Below are 17,879 nucleotides of genomic sequence, written 5' to 3'. Positions count from 1 at the left end.
ATGAGCGCGTGCGTGATAGTCCTGTGGGAGGGGAAGCCTACAGCGCGTCACGTGCTGAAGGGTTAAATAAACTATGACGAATGAAGATAAGGGAACTTTCCTGACCATCGCCGAAGTTGCAGAGATCATGCGTGTCTCCAAGATGACGGTCTACAGGTTGGTTCACGCAGGTGACATGCCGGCAGTGCGCGTGGGACGATCGTTCCGCGTTCATGAATCTGCCGTCAAGGAGTACCTTGAGGCATCCGTATACGGAGCCTAACTTTTTCATCTCTCTTCGGCAGCGCCCACCACTGCGGACTCCTACGGTCCACGGCGGTGGGCGCTGCCCTTAGTTTTGGTGATGGGCATGGCGCTGGGTAAGATGGTGGGCATTCGTGTCGGCAGAGGTACGTCTGCGTCTCCCTGTTTTGCGGGGCCGCATCGAGTGCACCGTGCGGTTTTATTCCAGGCGTCGCCGGCCGGTTTACGTACGTACTGATACCGAAAGTGAGGAAACCAGTTATGGGTTCTGTCATCAAGAAGCGCCGCAAGCGCATGTCCAAGAAGAAGCACCGCAAGATGCTGCGCCGTACCCGCGTTCAGCGTCGCAAGCTCGGCAAGTAAAGCTTCGAATCGAACTCCCCGCATGATCCTCCGCGATCGTAGCGGGGAGTTCGTCGTATCACACGACGGAGACGACATCTAGTGGAGATCCTTTCTGTGGTGAGGGGAGGGGCTCGTCGTTTGAAACGACGACGCCGGTAGGCATCTAGAACGGAATGTCTTCCGGAGGGGTGTTCGGAACCTCCGGCTGAACCTTTACAGCTGCTGCGTCCAGCTCCTCTTTGAGAGCCTGGGCTTGTTCGTGGGCACGCTCGCGGGTGGCGGTAATCTTCTGTGCCACAGTCTGTGCCCAACGCTTCGTCTTGTTTGCCAGCGGGCCAGTCGGTTCCGTCATGGCCCAGGTGCCGTCTTCGAACAGCCAGACGATGTCCCCTGTGATGGGATCCATGATGTAGTGCGCGCGGCCATCGGTCTTCATGTTGTGATGATGTTGGCACAGCGATGCGAGGTTGCTCGGATGCGTTGGCCCGCCATCGGCAAAGTTGATGCGGTGATCCATCTGGCAGAGGTATGCCGGGCGGTTGCAGCCAAGTGCGCGGCAGGTGCCGTCGCGTCCCTCGACGAACTTGCGGATGAGCTCTGCGACAACGTAGTTATCCGATGCTGCCGGCTCTGCAGAAAAGTCGCGCGTCCGAGTGGCCGGCATGTCCTGCGAGGTCCAGCCATAGCCTTGAACAAAAGTGGGGGCGTTCTCAATGTCCGTGGCTTGGTAAGTGTGGAGGATAATCGTTGAGGCTGGGGTGATGCTGCCGGCGATAAGCTTCTTCAGGGCATCGGCTGAGGAGATGCCGTTCTTCTTTGCGGCCTCCCTGATATAGGAGTCCAGAATCATGCCGGTGGCGCTGTCGGTGTTGAGCTCCAGAATGGCGCGTTTACCGGTGTCAGTCATCGTGTAGGTGTCCTTCTTGCGCGTATCGCGGAAGGACACCGTTTTGTCGATGCTCTTGCATATATCGCGGACCTTGCGTCCTATCTGGGCGGGCGTGGGAAAGACCTGGTTGGGTGAGGTTGGGGTGAGGTAAGTGGCCAGGGAATCGTCGACAAGCGCGAGCATTTCCTTGGGTACGTTTCCCAGCTTGGTCAGTGCGCAATCGATGGCGATGAGGGCCTTCATGTCGAGCAGATAGGACGTGTCCTGCAGGTTCTTGAGCTGTGGGAGCTCGGTGAGGCGGTGAACGGCGAGGCAGCATTCGGTGATGGTGTAGACACCGACGCCGAGCTTGGCGACGAGCCTCTGGCACGCCACATCAAAATCTTCATCGAGCGGTGGCATGGCGGCTGTCCACGAACGGTAATCAGCGCGCCGGGCGGCGCTGCGCTCGACGGCGAGCGCGCACTCGGGGTTCATGTGGGAGAAAAAGGCGGTAGGAGTGGTGGTGTTCAACGTGAATCCCCCCGGATTCTTGAGAGATATGGGCAGTGTATGGAGAGGTGAACAGAAGTTCTAATAGAAACCTACAACATGCCTTGGACATGTGTCTCTACCTGCATCTATGTCGAATTGAAAAGTATGAAAAGTGGCACGCTTTCGACCTTGTTAGCGCAGTGGGGAGTACTATCCGTGTGAGCCCATCCACGGCGGGGTATGCGTATGATGGCGAAGTATGTTGCCTAAGCTCTTAACCCTCGAGACCCTGGTGATTTCGCAGACCAAGTCTTTTCTGCAGGATCAGTTCCTCATCGCGGATGAGCAGGGAGTGCCCGTCGGAACCATCCTGCAGTCCGGCGGAATGAAGGACATGCTCTTTAACTCCTCCCGCAGCTTGGAGGTGGCCTTCACGGATGATCAAGGAACACCACAGCAGTCACTCATGCTCATCAAGGACCCGCCAAACTTCCTGAGGGATACGTATGAGGTGTATTTGCCGGGCGTCGAGAAGCCTATGGCGGTGGTGACCAAGCGATTTTCCATGCTCAAGACGCGCCTGACCATGGAGATGGAGAGCTTCCCGGAAATCGAGATTGAAGGTGATATCTGGGATTGGAACATCACCATTAGTAGTCAAGGCCAGCCGCTCGCGGAGGTGCGTAATGAGTGGGCGGGCGTGGGGAAGTTCCTTTCGGGGAAGAACACCTACCGCCTGAGCATCGCGCCGGGGCTCGACCCGCAGCAGCATGCGGGGCTTATCGGCGCGGTGATGTGCATGGATATGCTGCGCACGAAGGCACAGCAGAGCGGTTAGCGGCGATGTGCCATGCGCCAGCCGCCGTAGGAAAAGAGGGCGGTGGCTAGCGCGGGCAGGCCATAGGTACGGATGGCCTTGCGGACGGAGCGGTAATCACGAATGAGCCAGCCTTTCTCCTCGGCGATGTCACGCAGCTTCGAATCCGGGTTGATGGCCACGGGAGTGCCCACCATAGACAGCATGGGGACGTCGTTGGCGCTGTCGGAGTAAGCCGTGCAGCGTTCAAGGTCGAGGTTTTCGAGCGTGGCCAGGGCGGCGACGGCATGCATTTTGCCAGGACCATGGAGAATATCGCCCACGAGACGGCCGGTGAAGCGCCCGTCGTCGACCTCCGCCACTGTGCCGAGGGCACCGGTGAATCCGAAGCGCTGGGCTAGGATCTGGGCTAATTGCACCGGGGTGGCAGTCACCAGCCACACTTGCTGGCCTGCGTCGAGGTGCATCTGAGCCAGCTGCTTCGTGCCCGGATAGGCCTTATCCGCCATGGATTGGTCCACAATTTCTTCGCACAGTGCGACCATGTCCGCTACCGAACGACCCTTCACGAACTCGAGGGCCTGGACGCGTCCGGACGCAACGTCCTCAGTGTTTTCGGACCCAGAGATGCGGAATTTCAGTTGCTTCCATGCGATGGGCAGGATTTCTGAGAGGCTGAAGTATCGACGCCGTGCCAGGCCAAACGCGAAGGCGACGAGCGATGAGCCCTGAACCAGCGTGTTGTCCACATCAAAAAAGGCCGCGGCGCCGACGTCTTGGGGAACATCTGGGTCCGGCTGCGTGATGGAACGTGCGCCGGCAGATTCGAAAGAGCCCTGGACGGATTCCACACCCGAGGAGAAGGAATCCAAGTCGATGCCGAAGAGCTGTTCCACCGCCGCGGCTGCCGACGCCTCACCTGCCGCACGCTGACTCTCCTCATCCAGTGGGGCAAAGGCCTGTTGTTCCAAGAAATTGCGGAGGTTTCCCCTACTCGCGGTCCAGTTGGCAAGGAACTCGCGGGGGGAGTCGGGCATACCGGGTGGCAAGGGGAGGGGCACGCGTTCAGCTTTCAACGGGTAGGCAGGCTAACGTGTCCATAGTAAACCGCACAAAGTTCAGAGTCTCACTAAGGAGCCCTTTTATATGTCCCACACAGTCGAGCTCATGGTGCGCACGACGTGCGGCTCGTGCGCGCGGGTGCGTGAGCAGATAACGCCAGTAGTGAAAAACGCTGGGGCGGAGCTCATCGTGCGCGTCGTTGACCAGGACAACGAGCTGGCCATGGAATACGGCGACCGTGTGCCTGTTGTGGTGATTGATGGTGATGAGTTTTCGTGCTGGGAAGTCGATAATGAGGAGCTGGCACAGGCGTTGGCAGGATAAGTCCCCACGGTGCGCGTGAGTTTCAGAATCGGGCTTGAGACTAGTAGTCTTTTGGTTGATTTGAGTCATCCAAAGGGATGATGAAGGACTGGAGGGTAGTGCATGAGTGTGCTCGTCGTGGGCATGTCGCATCAGTCGGCGCCAGTAGCGCTGCTGGAAAAGCTGAGCATGAACGAGACCGTGCAGACCAGCGCCTGCCAGACCCTGGTCCAGGCGGACTCGCTCTCTGAGGCGATGATCATTTCCACGTGTAACCGCATGGAGGTCTACACCGTCACCAACTCCTTCCACACAGGAGTGCAAGATGTCGTTCGCACCCTTGCCCGCGTGTCCGGTGTTGATGAAGGCGAGCTGCGCTCTTACCTTTATGTGCGTTATGCCGACGCAGCTGCTGAGCACCTCATGTCGGTGACCTCCGGTCTGGATTCGATGGTGGTGGGCGAGCAGCAGATTATCGGCCAGGTCCGCACGGCTTATCAGTCCGCTACCGATCAGGGAACGGCCGGCCCGCGCATCCACGCGTTGGCGCAGTCCGCGCTGCGCGCCGGCAAGCGCGTCCATTCGGAAACGGAGATCGATGAGGCTGGGGCCTCCATGGTGTCCTTCGCCTTTGATCAGGCGTTGAGTCGAATGGGTCGGGAGCGGCTGGACGGCGCGCGCGTACTGATCCTTGGCGCTGGCGCCATGGCGTCGCTGGCGGCCACTCATGCCGGACGTTTGGGAGCCCATCTCATCATTGCGAACCGCACCACCACACGCGCGCAGCGCGTGGCCGAGCATGCTCACGAGGCGGGCGTCTATGCGGACGTCATCGAGTTCGCTGACCGTGCCCAGGCGCTGCGTGATGTGGACATGGCCATATCTGCGACTGGCGCACAGGATTTCACCATCACGGCTGCCGACGTCGAGCGCTATCACGGTGCCGGCCGTGAGCTCATGCTCGTGGACCTGTCTCTGCCACGCGACATCGATGATGTCACCGCCTCTGTCGAAGGTGTGGACTTGGTCAATATCGAGCGTCTCAGCAAATCCTTGGAGGCTGCCGATACGGACATCGCTGCAGGTACCAGCCCGCATGCCCAGGCACGCCGCATCGTTACTGAGGAGCTCAATGCCTATGCCTCCGCCCAGCGCGTGCGCGATGTCGTCCCCGCCGTGTCTGCTCTGCGCAAGCGTGCCGCCAACCTTGTGCAGTGCGAAATTGCCCGTCTCGAACAGAAGCACCCTGAGCTGGACGAGCGCCAGATGGGGGATGTCAACCGCGCGCTTAAGCGAGTGGCAGACAAGTTGCTCCACGAGCCCACCGTCCGCGCAAAGCAGCTAGCAGCCAATTCCGGTACGGTCAGCCATGAAACCGCGCTCCAAGAACTCTTTGGCCTGCAGCTTGAGGGCAGCGGCGTGGCAGTGGACATGACCGAGCTGCCGGACGCCACACAGATGAAGGCTGCGGAGAATAAGAAGACAGAGGAAGAGGACGCATAAATGTTGAAGATCGGTACCCGAGGTTCCTTGCTCGCCACGACACAGTCCGGCCATGTGCAGGGCTGGCTTCAGGACGCAGGCTACGAGGCCGAGCTGCACATTGTCACCACGCAGGGAGACGTCAACATGGCGCCCGTTGAGCGGATTGGCGTGGGAGTGTTTACCCAGGCTCTGCGTGAGGCTGTGTATCGCGGCGAGTGTGAGATTGCCGTGCATTCTTTCAAGGATTTGCCAACGGCCGTCGATGAGCGCTTCGACCTTGTCGTGCCCCAGCGTCAAGATGTGCGTGAAGCACTCATTGCTCGCGATGGGTTGACCCTCAACGAGCTGCCGGAAGGCGCGCGCGTAGGTACGTCCGCTCCGCGTCGCATCAGCCAGCTCAAGGCACTGCGCCCCGACCTGGACATCCGCCCACTGCGCGGCAATATCGATACCCGCATGGGCAAGGTGACCAGCGGCGAACTCGATGCTGTTCTTTTGGCGTATGCCGGGCTCGTGCGCGCTCACTACGCCGACCGCGCCACCGAGGTCTTCGACCCCGCGGTTTTCATGCCGGCACCCGCCCAGGGCGCGCTTGCGATTGAGGCTGTGAAGGGCACGGAGGCAGCCCAGGCTATCGCCCTGCTTGGCGACGCCCTCGCAACCGCCGCCACCCGCGCCGAACGCACCGTGCTGTCCCAGCTCGAGGCCGGCTGCACCGCCCCGGTGGCCGCCACATCGCGCTGGGAAGGCGAGGAGCTCATCGTCCGCGGTGGCGTCTTTGCCCTCGACGGCTCCCGCCAGCTCACCGCCCAGGCGCGGGGCGCGGCCGAGGAGGCGGAGGCCTTGGGCCGCGCGGTCTCTGAGGAGCTCTTTGCCCAGGGAGCTGCAGAGCTGCTGGCTAACTAATTTTTGGTTTCGGGGCTTTTCCTTTAGTGTGTATCTAGCACACAATCATTGGCGTCAATGATTCAGCCCCCCTTAAACCGCAATTGAGGGGTGGGCTTTACTCTCCCGCCGCGGTGAGCGGCGCAGGAATCCCCCGGAATCCACAAACTAGAAAAGAACCTTATGAGCAATGCCGTGCCGGATACTCAGTCTGAACTGGGCTCGTCTGACCTGGGCTCGTCTGACCTGGGCAAAGTCGTCTTCGTCGGCGCCGGCCCGGGGAATCCCGATCTCTTGACCGTCCGTGCTCGCGAGGTTCTGGAAACCTCCGCCATTGCCATCACTGATGCTGAGGTGTCCTCCGGCGTGCGCGAGATGGTGGCCCAGCAGGTGCCGGTGCCGCAGGAGCTTCTCGACGCCGCCGAGGCCGAGTACGAGCGCATCTGCGCCGCAGCCAAGGAGGCTGGTGCTCGCCGCAAGCCCCCACGTCCGGCACCGCCGACGGCGGCGGTGTTCGAGGAGGTCGAGGGGGACGTCGTCAAGCAACTGCGTGAGGCGCTGACCCGCGCCGAGGGTCGCGATGTGATTCGTCTGGTGACGGGCAACCCGCTCAACCGCGAATCCATCAAGGCGGAGATTTCTGCGGTGGCGAACGCCGGTATGGAGTTTCAGGTCGTGCCCGGCATGTCTTTGCCGTCGACGGTGCCGTCCTTTGCCGGTATCGCGCTGGGTGCGACGTACACCGAGGCGGATATTACGGAAGGTGCGGACTGGGATGGTCTGGCCTCCGCAACGCAGCCTTTGGTGCTTCAGGCCACGGCTGATGACCTGCCCGTGATCTCCCGCGAGTTGGTGGAGCGCGGCATGCCCGCCGACACCGAGGCTTATGTCACTGTCCATGGCACGACACGCCTGCAGCGCACCCACGAGACCACCCTGGGAACCCTGGGCAAGCTTGATGCCGAGCTTCCCGGTGTCCTCGTTGTGACGCTGGGGCGTAGCTTCGATGACCGCTCGAAGTACTCCTGGTGGGAAAACCGCTCCCTCTACGGCTGGCGCGTGCTCGTGCCACGCACCAAGGAGCAAGCGGCAGCCATGAGCGCACGGCTTGCTGGACACGGCGCTATCCCACAGTCGGTGCCGACCATTTCGGTGGAGCCGCCGCGCAACCCGGCGCAGATGGATCGCGCCATCAAGGGCATCGTGGAAGGCCGCTACAAGTGGATTGTGTTCACCTCCGTTAACGCGGTGAGCGCGGTGTGGCAGAAGATTGCGGAGCTTGGACTCGACGCACGCGACTTCGCTGGCGTGCACCTGGCCGCGGTGGGGCAGAAGACTGCTGATGCTATCCGCGCCAAGGGCATGGTTCCGGAGGTCATGCCGAAGCCGACTAAGCAGAATGCTGAGGGCCTCGTGGAGGTCTTCCCCAACTATGTTGAGGACATCGATGCGGTGGGCCGCGTGCTGTTGCCGCGCGCCGATATCGCCGGCGAGGTGTTGGTCAATGGTCTGCTGGACCTGGGCTGGGAAGTTGATGATGTCGTGGCCTACCGCACCGTGCGTGCGGCCCCGCCTGCAGCGGAGATCCGTGACATGATCAAGTCGGGCGGTTTTGATGCTGTGGCCTTCACATCGCCGTCTACCGTGCGCAACCTCGTGGGCATTGCGGGTAAGCCGCATGCGCGCACCATCATCGCCTGCATCGGTCCCTCCACCAAGGCAGCGGCCGAGGAAGTGGGGCTGCGCGTGGACGTGGTTCCAGAGGTTGCGGATGTGCCGATGCTTGTCGACGCCCTCGCAGACCACGTCGCTGGCCTCCGCGCCGCCGGTAATTTGCCTGCGCCGCGCAAGAAGCGCCGCTCGCGCAAGAAGACTTCCTCGACCGCGTCAGGGCGAGCAGAGTAAGGGCGACTAGAGTCGAGAAGGTAGTTTATTTTCTCGTCGCTCAAAGGAGAGTTTCTACTCATGAGCATTGCTCGCCGCCCCCGCCGTTTGCGCCAGAATCAGGCCTTCCGCAATCTCGTCGCGGAAACCACGCTGCGCCCGTCCGACCTCATCCTCCCGATGTTCGTCGTCGATGGGCTGAACGAGCCTCGTGACATTCCCTCGATGCCGGGCGTGCAGCAGCATAGCCTGGATTCCCTCAAGCGTGCCGCGCATGAGGCCCTCGATGCGGGCGTGACCTGCGTTGATCTTTTCGGCGTGCCGCGCGAGGAGGACAAGGACGCGACCGGTTCCGTGGCTTGGGATCCGCAGGGCATCCTCAACGTGGCTATTGCGGAGCTGCGCAAGGAATTCGGCGATGATCTCATTGTCATGGCGGATACCTGCCTCGATGAATTCACCTCTCACGGGCATTGCGGTGTGGTTGATGACCAAGGCCGCGTGCTCAATGACGAAACCGTCGAGCTCTACCAGGACATGGCGCGCTCCCAGGCACGTGCCGGTGCGCATATGGTCAGCCCGTCCGGCATGATGGACGGCCAAATCGCCGCTATCCGCGAGGCCCTCGATGACGCTGGTCATGAGGATGTTGCCATCATGGCCTACTCGGCGAAGTACGCCTCCGCCTTCTTCGGCCCCTTCCGTGATGCCGTGGGTTCCTCCCTGGAAGGTGACCGCCGCACCTACCAGCAGGATCCGCGTAATTACCGCGAGTCGATGCTGGAGGTAGACCTCGACATTGAGGAAGGTGCGGACATCGTCATGGTGAAGCCGGGCCTGCCGTATCTCGATGTGCTGGCCGGTACGGCGGAACGCTCCTCCGTTCCCGTGGCCGTCTACCAAGTCTCTGGTGAGTACGCGATGATTCAGGCTGCCTCCCAGAACGGGTGGATTGACGGCGAGGCCGTTATGCTGGAGTCCTTGACCGCGTTCAAGCGCGCTGGTGCAGACCAGATCCTGACGTACTTCGCCACGGACGCTGCCCGCCTGCTCGCATAACCTGCCCACCTTTAAGGAGAGTCGTGACGCTTAGCCCGAACACCACGCCGGCCGCACAGCCACGGGGAGAGGATTCCACGAAGTCCAAGCGCACCGAAGCTGTCTCCCTCATGCTTAAGGTGTGGACCGTTGCTTTAGGTCTTGAGGTCGTGCACCTCGTCTTGAGCATTGTGCTCACACTGCTCAACCGCGATGAACTCTTCGCGCAAGCACGAACCGCCGCGGAATCTGCAGCGGAGCGCTCTGGTCAAGACATGACGGAGGCGTTCGTCCAGATTATGGCCTATGGTTCGGTAGCGCTGAGCTCGCTCATCTCTCTGGCCATTGTGGTGCTGCTGGGCATCATGCTGTGGATGATGAACAGCAAGTCCAAGGCCGCCGGCACCGGCCGGCGCCTGTGGTTCGCGTTCTCCCTCTATTTTGGTCTTCGCGTGCTCGTCGTCTTCTTCAGCAGCCCGGCCGGGGCGAATGTTCCGGATTGGCTCTTCGTGCTGGACGGCGGCGTGCAGATTCTCGTTGGCGTGGCTGCCGTCATGGGCTTGCTCTTCGCCGGTAAGGAGGAAGTCCTTGAGTACACCGGGGAGATGGAGCAGGTGCGTCAGATGCGCAAGGAGATGGAAGAGCAGCGCCGCCTAGACAACCAAGCGCAACGCGATAAGGACCGTGACAGCAAGAGCAAAGACAGGAAGAACAAGAAAGACGACCGCTCATGAACGATCGCCCAGGTCCCGCAGACTATAACCGCGGCCCCCGTCGAAAGAAGAGGCAGGGCGATCAGGATTATTCCTCATGGCCCTCGCAGCTGCGGATCGCCTACTGGATCTTCGTCGTGGGGGCAGTCGTCATGCTCACCGCCGGCATGGTCGGACTCTTTGGTTCCTATTCCCAGGTGACTAACACGGAATTGAGCGTGGAGCAGGTGGACTATATCCGCTTCAATACGCGCTTTGCGGCTATTTCTAACATCGTGAGCGCTGTGGTGATTGCTGCCTGTTCCGCACAGTTGGCAAGCGGCTCGGTGTGGGCCCGCCGCATCATCACTGCAGTGTCGGCTTATGCCATGTTCGTCAACGTGGCAGCGCTCATCGCAGGAGTGGGTGGGTTGCTGTTGCTGCTCATACCGATGGTGCTCATGGTGGGCATTTTCTTCCTCTTCCACCCAGATTCCACGGCCTTCATTAAGGCGCGGCGCGCGGAGCGGGCGTAATTGGCGCCGACTCCAACTTTTGATTCATAATGGACGGTATGTCTCGACTGTCTGCCGCGCCGCTCATTGAGGCCGCTTCCGGCCGTACCCCGTCCCGCCCACCCGTCTGGTTCATGCGCCAGGCGGGTCGTTCCTTGCCGGAATACCGCAAGGTCCGCGAAGGAATCAGCATGCTGGATTCCTGCTTCATGCCGGAGCTGCTGGCGGAGATTACCCTGCAGCCGGTGCGCCGTCACGATGTCGATGGTGCCATCCTCTTCAGCGATATCGTCGTTCCGCTCAAAGCCGCAGGCGTGGGGGTGGAGATCGTTCCCGGACGCGGCCCCGTCATGGATGCGCCGGTGCGCACCAAGGAGGATGTGGCCAACCTGCCGGTTCTTGATGTCGACGTGCCCGAGGTCCGACAGGGCATCGAGATTATTCTGAACGAGCTCACCGACAAGCAGGCGCTCATCGGCTTCGTCGGCGCGCCTTTTACCTTGGCCAGCTACCTCATTGAGGGCGGCCCCTCGAAGAACCATGAGCGCACCAAGGCGCTCATGCACTCCGAGCCACAGACCTGGCACGCGCTCATGGAGCGTCTCACTCTGACGATTATTGCCTTCCTGGAACTTCAGCTTGATGCCGGCATTGATGCCATGCAGCTCTTCGATTCCTGGGCGGGCTACCTTAACGAGCGCGATTATCGGGAGTTTGTTCTTCCGTACTCAACGCAGATCCTCAAAGTGGCAGAGGGCCGCGTGCCGCGCATTCACTTCGGTGTGGGCACCGGCGAGCTGCTCGGCGCGATGTCGGAGGCCGGTTCTGAGGTCATGGGTGTGGATTACCGCGTGACCATGGATTCTGCCGCCGCCCGCGTGCGTGCGAACATCCTGCAGGGCAACCTCGACCCAGCTCTGCTGTTTGCTGGCGACGGCGCCGTGCGTAACGCCGTGCGTACCATCAAATCTGAGGTCACCCGCGCTACTGAGCGCGGTGACATGAACGGGCATATCTGGAACCTTGGCCATGGGGTTCTGCCTACTACCGACGCCGACGCAGTGACCCGCGCCGTCGCCATCATCCACGAGGAGGGCTAAATGAAGATCGCGATTATCGGCGCTGGACTAGCTGGTCTGACGGCGGCTTGGGAGCTGCGCTCCCACGAGGTCTACGTGTTTGAGGCCGCCGGCCGCATCGGCGGCAAGCTGCACACGGTTGCCTTCAATGGCGGGCCGACGGACATGGGCGCGGAGGCTTTCATCCGTCGCCGCAAGGATGCCGTGGACTTCTTCGAAGAATTGGGCCTTGCGGATTCTATCGTGGAACCCAACGGCGAGCTGCGCCCACGCGTGTATGCGGGCGGTGAACTGCACTTCCTTCCGAAAGGCGGCGTGATGGGCATTCCGTCTGAGCCGCAGGACTTCTTTACTGCTGCGACCAATGAGCGCATCACCAACGAGCAGCCTTTCGAGTGGGAAATTGGTGGGGATGTGTCCGTCGGTAAGCTCGTGCGTCAACAGTACGGTGATGACGTCGTTGACCACCTGGTTTCTGCGCTGTTGGGTGGAGTGTACTCCTGCGCCGCCGATGACCTGGGCCTGCGTGCCACGGTTCCGCACGTGGCGGCTGCGTTGGACACGATGGCTCAGGATGGGCCTGTTACGTTGTCCGCTGCCATCAAGCAGATCGAATCCGGCCGCAGCCCGGCCGAGGGCTCTGTCTTCGGCACCTTCAAGGGCGGCTACGCCGAGCTCTACGAGGCCCTGGCGGAGAAGTCCGGCGCGCAGATTCACCTCGACACTTTCGTTTCCGGTGTCACACGCAAGGGCGATGCCTTTGAGGTCACAGGCGCCCCGGGTGACTTGGGGCCCTTCGACCGCGTCCTGTTCGCCACCCCGGCGCCGACCACCGCGCGCCTCATCAAGGCCGTAGCTCCTGAGGCCGCCGAGCAGCTTGCTACGGTTCAGCTGGCCTCCTCTGTGGTTGTGGGCTTCAACTTTGCTTCCGCCACGGACCCGGAGGGCAACGCGCTTCCCGACGCCACCGGCATCCTCATCGCCGCCGACGAACCCGACCTGCACGCCAAGGCTTTCACGCTGTCCTCCAATAAGTGGCCGCACCTAGGTGAGCGCGAGGGCTTCCTCGTGCGTGCGTCCTTCGGACGCTTCGGCGATGACGCACTTGTCCGCGCGGAGGAGGACGATCTGGTGGACTATGCCCTCGATGACCTGAAGGCAATCACCGGCTTCGATGGCCGCGCTACTGGCGTGGAGGAAATCTACACGCAGCGCTGGTTCGGCGGCATCCCCCGTTATGACGAGAAGCACCTGGCCACGGTGGCCGCCGTGCGTGCCGCGCTTGCCGACGTCCCCGGTATCGCCACCGCCGGCGCCTGGGCCGATGGCGTCGGCGTGCCCGCTGTTATCGCCGGTGCCCGCGCTGCCGCGCAGGCACTCGTCAGCTAGCTCGCTGTCCCCTCACATGGCGCCCGCAAAGGGCGTCCTGCAAAAGGCATCTTCTAGAAGGCATCTTTGGCTCTAAAAACGCCATTTGTCATGCATAAAAGGCGTTTTTAGCCGTGAAAACGCCTTATGACTGATGCCTTTTGTCAGATGCCTTCAGCTGGTCGATGGAGCCACGCAGACGCTCTGCGTTGCGAGGCGAACGCAGAAGATATTCCGTTTCGCGGAGCGAGTTGTAGTCATCCATGGAAACGGTCGCTGTGAGGTTTAGCCGCTCGCACACGTGCTCATCGTGACTGACCAAGATGAATGCCCCGCGGTAGCTGGTGAGCACCTCAACTAGCCAGTCGGTGGTGGGGATGTCGAGGTTATTCGTTGGTTCGTCGAGAAGCAGGAAGCGCGGGGCTGGATCACTGAGCAGGACGCGGGCGATTTCGACGCGGAAGCGCTCGCCACCAGAAAGCTGTCCCACGGGCTGGTGGATCTTGTCGTTGATGAAGAGCATCTGGGCCAGCTGGTCGCGCAAGAACTGCGGGTCGGCGCTGGGGTTGGCTTCCCGCACGATGTCGAGCACCGACTTTTCTGTAGGTAAGACGATGCGCTGTCGGATGTATCCGCAGGGCAGCGTGTACTCGACGTCGCCGCGGACAATGCGGTTGAGGAAGGTGGTCTTGCCGCTACCGTTAGCTCCGGCGAGGCGAACCCGTTCGGGTCCCGTGATACTCAGCAGATCGCTGACGAGCACTCGGGTGCCCGCGGGCAGCTCTGTGCCGGGGAGGTCGATGTGGACATGGGAGTCGGCGCGAAGCGCGCGCTGTGCCTCGTCATGGGCTGATTGGGCGGCAGCAACTGCATCGTTGGCCTGTTGAGAACGCCCAGCGGCTGAGCGCTCGGAACGGTTCTTGTCATTGCCCATGGCCATGCCGGGTTTACGCTTTGAGGCGGCGAAATTCTTGCCGCGGCGGGCATCGCGGGCGACACGGGTCTGCATAGCGGCGCGCTCGCGGACTTGTTTGCGGTGCTCAGACTTAGTTTCCCTGACCTTGGCCTGCGCGCAATCCTGCTCGGCATCAATCGCTGCGCGGTAGGAGGAGTAGTTTCCCTCGAACTCGCGAAGTGTTCCGTGGTAGAGCTCCGCAATGCTGTCCGCGTGCTCGAGGAGCTCGCGGTCGTGTGAGACGACGAGAACCGGCATCGGTGCGGTGCGAATGAGCTCGAGTAAGCGCTGGCGGGATGAGGAGTCCAGGTTGTTGGTGGGCTCGTCGAGGATCAGGAAATCCGGCTTGTGGAAGAAGGCTGAGGTCAGCGCCACGGTCACCGCTTCACCGCCTGACAGTGTTCCGATGGTGCGCTCTAAGGGGAAGGGGAGACCCGCGGCGTCGAGAGCAGCCTCGATGCGCTCTGCTAAATCCCACTGCTCACCAACAGCGGCGGCGAGCTCGTCTGAGTATTCGCCAGCCTCAATGCGGGCAATGGCGCTGAGAATCTCTGTCGCGCCAAAGACATCGGCGATGCTGTCAGACGTATGGAGGCCTAGATCCTGGTCGACATAGCTGACTGAGCCCGCGGATACCGTTCCCGAAGTCGGGGCAATGAGGCCCGCAAGTACCTTGGCCAGCGTTGATTTTCCGGAACCATTCGCACCCACCAAGCCCGTGAAGTGGGAGGAAAACGTGCCGGTGAGGTCCGTGAAACAGGGGGTGCCGTCGGGCCAGGTGACGGTGAGATGAGAAAAAGAAATAGGCATGAAGAAATCCACCTTCGAGTAAGTCGCGTAAAAGAGTGACGTCGAATTAGGAAAAAATCTTCATGCCTGAAAGGCTAACACCGGCTAATACCCGAGCGCAAGGGCCGCCACGCCAAGGCCGAGAGCGCCGCGGGCAATGTAGTGCAATACCTCGGGGGAGAAGGAGACGCCGAAGCCGCCGCTATCCAGCATGGACATGCTGTCTACCCGTGCCGGGCGGGAACGCTTAAACGACGCCCAGCTAAGGCCGGCGATGATGAGCGCCACTGCGATGGCGGAAAGATTCCACACCAAGAGGAGGACACCGGCACCAAGGAGTGCTGTGCCCACTGAAGCGATAAGGGGAAGGCCCCAGTCGGGCCATGCATCGTCGCTGACGCGGCCGAAGGAGGCGGCGCGCCCAACCGCCGCACCGACGATGCTCCACGCAGACATGAATCCGACGATAGCCAGCGCCCCGAGCTGTGGGGCGAACCCCAACGACAAGCCGAGGGCCGCGAGCGCACCGACGCCGATGTACCACCGTCGTCCCAGACGACGGAAGAAGAGACCCACCAACGTGGAGGGTGCATGGGCGCGACGAGGAATCCATGCGGACTGGTTCGCAATGGCATCTGAGGTGACCTCCGAATCAAGCAGGCCAAGGCCAGATCCACCGACCAGGCGCGTGCGCCCAGCGCTGAGAAGCGAAGCCAGCGTGAACGAGCGCCACCCCACGACGAAACGCAGGGCCGGGACTGCCAGGGCGAACCACGGGGAAAGCCCGGTGGACACGCAGATACCGAGGCCCAAGACCCCGAAGCCGATCAGCTGCGTCCATGTGATCCAGTCTGTACCACGGAGCTTGCCGCGCGGGCGATCAACGTACACCCAGCGTTCCCGCGACAGTGCGCGCAGAGGATAGAGAACCTCGGTGAGCACCATTAGCGCGAGCAGTCCCACGACGGCGGCAATCGGGGCGACGCTAGTTAGCGCGACGCGGGCCGGGATGATAGGCAGGACTGCGCCGACTTCTTGCCAGACTGTGTAACCGAAGCCGAAGACGATGCCGGCGAGGATGAGATACCAGATACCATCGCCCAGCCGGGACAGTACGCGCATCACAGCTGCACCACCTCGTCGCAGGCCTGGGTGATGATGTCGGAATGCGAGGCCACGACGATGCAGCGATTCTCCTCGTCGGCTAGGTAGCGCAATTCGCTGGCGAGGAACTCGGTCCAGGCGGAGTCGAGGTGGCGCTCGGGTTCGTCGATAAGCACTGCACGCGCTGGCTGGTATAGCTGCGCGGCCAAGAATACGCGCTGGCGCTGGCCCGAGGACAGGCGCGAGGCTGGGTGCGGAAGGAGAGGATCGAGCGCCCAGAGTTCGCAGAGCTTGGCGACGTCCACCCCTGCCGCCTTGCCCATCAGGTCCAGGTGCTCACCCACGGTGAGGTCGGGGAGGAAAACCGGCTCCGCCACTGTAATGACTGCGCTGGGGTGTTTCTTCGTGCCAACGCTATGGCCGTCGCACTCAACTGTTCCATCGAGTGGTGCGAGTTCCCCGCCGAGTGTTGCGAGAAGCGTAGACTTACCCGAACCATTGGGGCCAGCAAGGCCATAGATGTGGCCTGAGGCGAAGTTTTTCTCAAGGTGTCCTAGCGGTGCGGTGTGTCCGTAGTCGGCGTTGATTGAAAGCATTGCTGGGTGGCGAACTCCTCGCGTTGAATGAGCAAAAGATTATTAACAATTATTGATGAAGTTTAGCGAAATATGGGTTACCGCGTTTTCTGTAGGTAGAAAACACTCTTGGAACAGATGCTTTGAGCTGCTAAAATGGTGAAAAGTAGTTGATAGCTCGGGAGGGTAGCGATGTCTAAGCCGATTCGTGTTGAAAGTAACAGTAGCGACCGCGATCCGCTAGCGCTGAGTGACGCTGCGCTGCGGTTGGCAGGCCACGATGTGACGGATGAGCACGTGCGCCAGCTGGGCCGCGAAGTGGCTGCAGGGACATTATCCGCCGTTGAAGCAATAGCTCGCGTTCGACGCGCTTCGCTCAAATAGAGGCCGGGAGAGAGACATGAGCGGGGGCTGGGAGAACTATTTCATTCCAGGGACCAAGGTTCTGAAAAATCGTTTGGGATTGGACGATGCAGAAGAACTCCGGATTGTGGAAGAGAAATTGGTATTTCTTCGAATCGCGGAGTTGGAAGCGGCGCCTCTGAAAGGTGCGTTTGATTATGCACACTTCAAGGCGATACATCGGCATCTTTTTCAGGATGTGTACGAGTGGGCGGGCGAAGAACGGACTGCGCCTGTAGGCCAGTTCATGATTAAGGCAGGGCATGCCTACTACCCGGCAGGGCCGGAAATGACGAAGGCGGCGGAGAAGTTGTTTGCCGGGCTGGCGCAGGACAACTTTCTACGTGGTTTAGGGTTTGATGAGTTCGTGGCCAAGCTGGCTGAGCTGTGGGGTGAGCTCAATGTGGTCCACAGTTTTAGGGAGGGAAATACCCGAACACAGACAGTGTTTTTCGATGCTCTAGTCAAGGCGGCGGGGTACCGCCTTGACGTGGAGCGTCTGGCCAATGATGCGGACGTGCGCGCGGAGTTTATCGCCGCGCGCTTTCACAGCCAGGACACCGGAGATAACGCGCAGCTGGAGGAGGTGCTGCGCGGGCTCGTCGCACAGCAGCGCGGCTAGACGCCGGGATTCCTCAAAACATGAGGACACTCTCTGCGGATGCGCTACCAGAAGACATCTTCCTCGCCGCAGTCGAAGAAGCCTACACACAACGCCAACAACGCAACATTGCCAAGGCTATAACCCAGGCACAATTCCGATACCCGGATGCAAGCTTGGCTGAAATCACCCGGGCAGAACAGCGCGGTATCAACATGCGCCAGCTGAAACGAATCGCGGCAACTAACTGGCGGGAAAACCCGACCAATATTCACATCCTCGCCCCGACGGGAACAGGCAAGACATACATTGCCTGCGCCATCGGCATCGCCGCGTGCAAGGCTGGATATTCCGTGGCGTACTACCGGCTGGAT

General features: G+C 61.2%; 20 protein-coding genes. 15 read left to right on the top strand and 5 right to left on the bottom strand.

Translation table 11 applies throughout. From position 1 onward, the window contains the following. The first annotated feature begins 73 nt into the window (after positions 1-73). Together HMPREF3149_RS01720 and HMPREF3149_RS12865 are read left to right on the top strand one after the other, a co-directional pair. Positions 74-262 (top strand): helix-turn-helix domain-containing protein, encoded by a 189-nt coding sequence (locus HMPREF3149_RS01720; protein ID WP_010189818.1) that lies wholly within the window; start codon positions 74-76, stop codon positions 260-262. Positions 263-504: 242 nt separating this feature from the next. Next, a complete protein-coding gene (locus tag HMPREF3149_RS12865; protein WP_003855542.1) occupies positions 505-606 on the top strand; it encodes a 30S ribosomal protein bS22 in 102 nt (33 codons plus the stop codon). A gap of 145 nt (positions 607-751) precedes the next feature. Here HMPREF3149_RS12865 and HMPREF3149_RS01715 read toward each other — a convergent pair whose 3' ends face one another. Beyond that, positions 752-1,990: an HNH endonuclease signature motif containing protein gene (locus HMPREF3149_RS01715; RefSeq protein ID WP_070536137.1), complete on the bottom strand. Its 1,239-nt coding sequence runs from the start codon at positions 1,988-1,990 to the stop codon at positions 752-754. A gap of 220 nt (positions 1,991-2,210) precedes the next feature. Between HMPREF3149_RS01715 and HMPREF3149_RS01710 the strand changes: the two genes are divergently transcribed. Next, entirely contained in the window at positions 2,211-2,789 is a 579-nt protein-coding gene (locus tag HMPREF3149_RS01710; protein WP_070536135.1) for an LURP-one-related/scramblase family protein, read from the top strand. Here HMPREF3149_RS01710 and HMPREF3149_RS01705 read toward each other — a convergent pair. Then, positions 2,786-3,805, bottom strand: a complete 1,020-nt coding sequence (locus tag HMPREF3149_RS01705) for an HAD-IB family hydrolase (RefSeq protein ID WP_042529126.1) — start codon at positions 3,803-3,805, stop codon at positions 2,786-2,788. The genes HMPREF3149_RS01710 and HMPREF3149_RS01705 overlap by 4 nt on opposite strands. Positions 3,806-3,914: 109 nt before the next feature. On the opposite strand from HMPREF3149_RS01705, the gene HMPREF3149_RS01700 reads away from it, so the two are divergent. The 9 genes from HMPREF3149_RS01700 (at position 3,915) to HMPREF3149_RS01660 (ending at position 13,100) form a co-directional block, all read left to right on the top strand. Next, positions 3,915-4,154 (top strand): glutaredoxin family protein, encoded by a 240-nt coding sequence (locus tag HMPREF3149_RS01700; RefSeq protein WP_042529128.1) that lies wholly within the window; start codon positions 3,915-3,917, stop codon positions 4,152-4,154. 102 nt (positions 4,155-4,256) lie between these two features. Next, complete coding sequence (locus HMPREF3149_RS01695; RefSeq protein WP_070536132.1) at positions 4,257-5,636, top strand: glutamyl-tRNA reductase; 1,380 nt, start codon at positions 4,257-4,259, stop codon at positions 5,634-5,636. Then, positions 5,637-6,524 carry a hydroxymethylbilane synthase gene (hemC, locus tag HMPREF3149_RS01690; protein WP_070536130.1) on the top strand — a complete coding sequence of 296 codons (888 nt, stop codon included), beginning with the start codon at positions 5,637-5,639 and terminating at the stop codon, positions 6,522-6,524. Positions 6,525-6,686: 162 nt separating this feature from the next. After that, complete coding sequence (locus tag HMPREF3149_RS01685) at positions 6,687-8,408, top strand: bifunctional uroporphyrinogen-III C-methyltransferase/uroporphyrinogen-III synthase (protein WP_070536129.1); 1,722 nt, start codon at positions 6,687-6,689, stop codon at positions 8,406-8,408. Between the two features lie 60 nt (positions 8,409-8,468). Further along, positions 8,469-9,446, top strand: coding sequence for a porphobilinogen synthase (gene hemB / locus HMPREF3149_RS01680; protein ID WP_070536126.1), 978 nt, complete (start codon positions 8,469-8,471; stop codon positions 9,444-9,446). Between the two features lie 23 nt (positions 9,447-9,469). Continuing rightward, positions 9,470-10,159 carry a hypothetical protein gene (locus HMPREF3149_RS01675; protein ID WP_070536123.1) on the top strand — a complete coding sequence of 230 codons (690 nt, stop codon included), beginning with the start codon at positions 9,470-9,472 and terminating at the stop codon, positions 10,157-10,159. Then, complete coding sequence (locus HMPREF3149_RS01670) at positions 10,156-10,653, top strand: hypothetical protein (RefSeq protein ID WP_042529141.1); 498 nt, start codon at positions 10,156-10,158, stop codon at positions 10,651-10,653. The genes HMPREF3149_RS01675 and HMPREF3149_RS01670 overlap by 4 nt, the downstream gene beginning before the upstream one ends. 38 nt (positions 10,654-10,691) lie before the next feature. Then, positions 10,692-11,732: a uroporphyrinogen decarboxylase gene (hemE, locus tag HMPREF3149_RS01665; protein WP_070536120.1), complete on the top strand. Its 1,041-nt coding sequence runs from the start codon at positions 10,692-10,694 to the stop codon at positions 11,730-11,732. After that, positions 11,733-13,100, top strand: coding sequence for a protoporphyrinogen oxidase (locus HMPREF3149_RS01660; RefSeq protein ID WP_070536117.1), 1,368 nt, complete (start codon positions 11,733-11,735; stop codon positions 13,098-13,100). It abuts the gene before it with no gap. A gap of 124 nt (positions 13,101-13,224) precedes the next feature. Here the strand turns inward: HMPREF3149_RS01660 and HMPREF3149_RS01655 are convergent, their stop codons facing one another. From HMPREF3149_RS01655 to HMPREF3149_RS01645, 3 genes are all read right to left on the bottom strand, one after another. Further along, positions 13,225-14,844, bottom strand: coding sequence for an ATP-binding cassette domain-containing protein (locus HMPREF3149_RS01655; protein WP_070536114.1), 1,620 nt, complete (start codon positions 14,842-14,844; stop codon positions 13,225-13,227). An 84-nt stretch (positions 14,845-14,928) separates the two neighbouring features. Beyond that, positions 14,929-15,945 carry an ABC transporter permease gene (locus HMPREF3149_RS01650; protein WP_070536111.1) on the bottom strand — a complete coding sequence of 339 codons (1,017 nt, stop codon included), beginning with the start codon at positions 15,943-15,945 and terminating at the stop codon, positions 14,929-14,931. Next, a complete protein-coding gene (locus HMPREF3149_RS01645; protein ID WP_070536108.1) occupies positions 15,945-16,523 on the bottom strand; it encodes an ABC transporter ATP-binding protein in 579 nt (192 codons plus the stop codon). Before HMPREF3149_RS01645 ends, HMPREF3149_RS01650 begins: the two co-directional genes overlap by 1 nt. A 171-nt stretch (positions 16,524-16,694) precedes the next feature. Here HMPREF3149_RS01645 and HMPREF3149_RS13260 point away from each other — a divergent pair, with 171 nt between their 5' ends. From HMPREF3149_RS13260 to HMPREF3149_RS01635, 3 genes are all read left to right on the top strand, one after another. Continuing rightward, on the top strand, positions 16,695-16,886 hold the full coding sequence (locus HMPREF3149_RS13260; RefSeq protein ID WP_141741430.1) for a hypothetical protein: 192 nt from the start codon (positions 16,695-16,697) through the stop codon (positions 16,884-16,886). A 16-nt stretch (positions 16,887-16,902) separates the two neighbouring features. Next, entirely contained in the window at positions 16,903-17,526 is a 624-nt protein-coding gene (locus HMPREF3149_RS01640; RefSeq protein ID WP_070536105.1) for a Fic/DOC family protein, read from the top strand. A 20-nt stretch (positions 17,527-17,546) separates the two neighbouring features. Continuing rightward, the coding region (locus HMPREF3149_RS01635; RefSeq protein ID WP_246819913.1) for an ATP-binding protein at positions 17,547-17,879 on the top strand (333 nt) is incomplete at its 3' end.

Origin of the sequence: Corynebacterium sp. HMSC05E07, from assembly GCF_001807225.1 — a bacterium.
GTDB lineage: Bacteria > Actinomycetota > Actinomycetes > Mycobacteriales > Mycobacteriaceae > Corynebacterium > Corynebacterium singulare.
The sequence above is the reverse complement of the archived record's forward strand: the minus strand, read 5'-3'. Positions and strand labels throughout refer to the sequence as shown.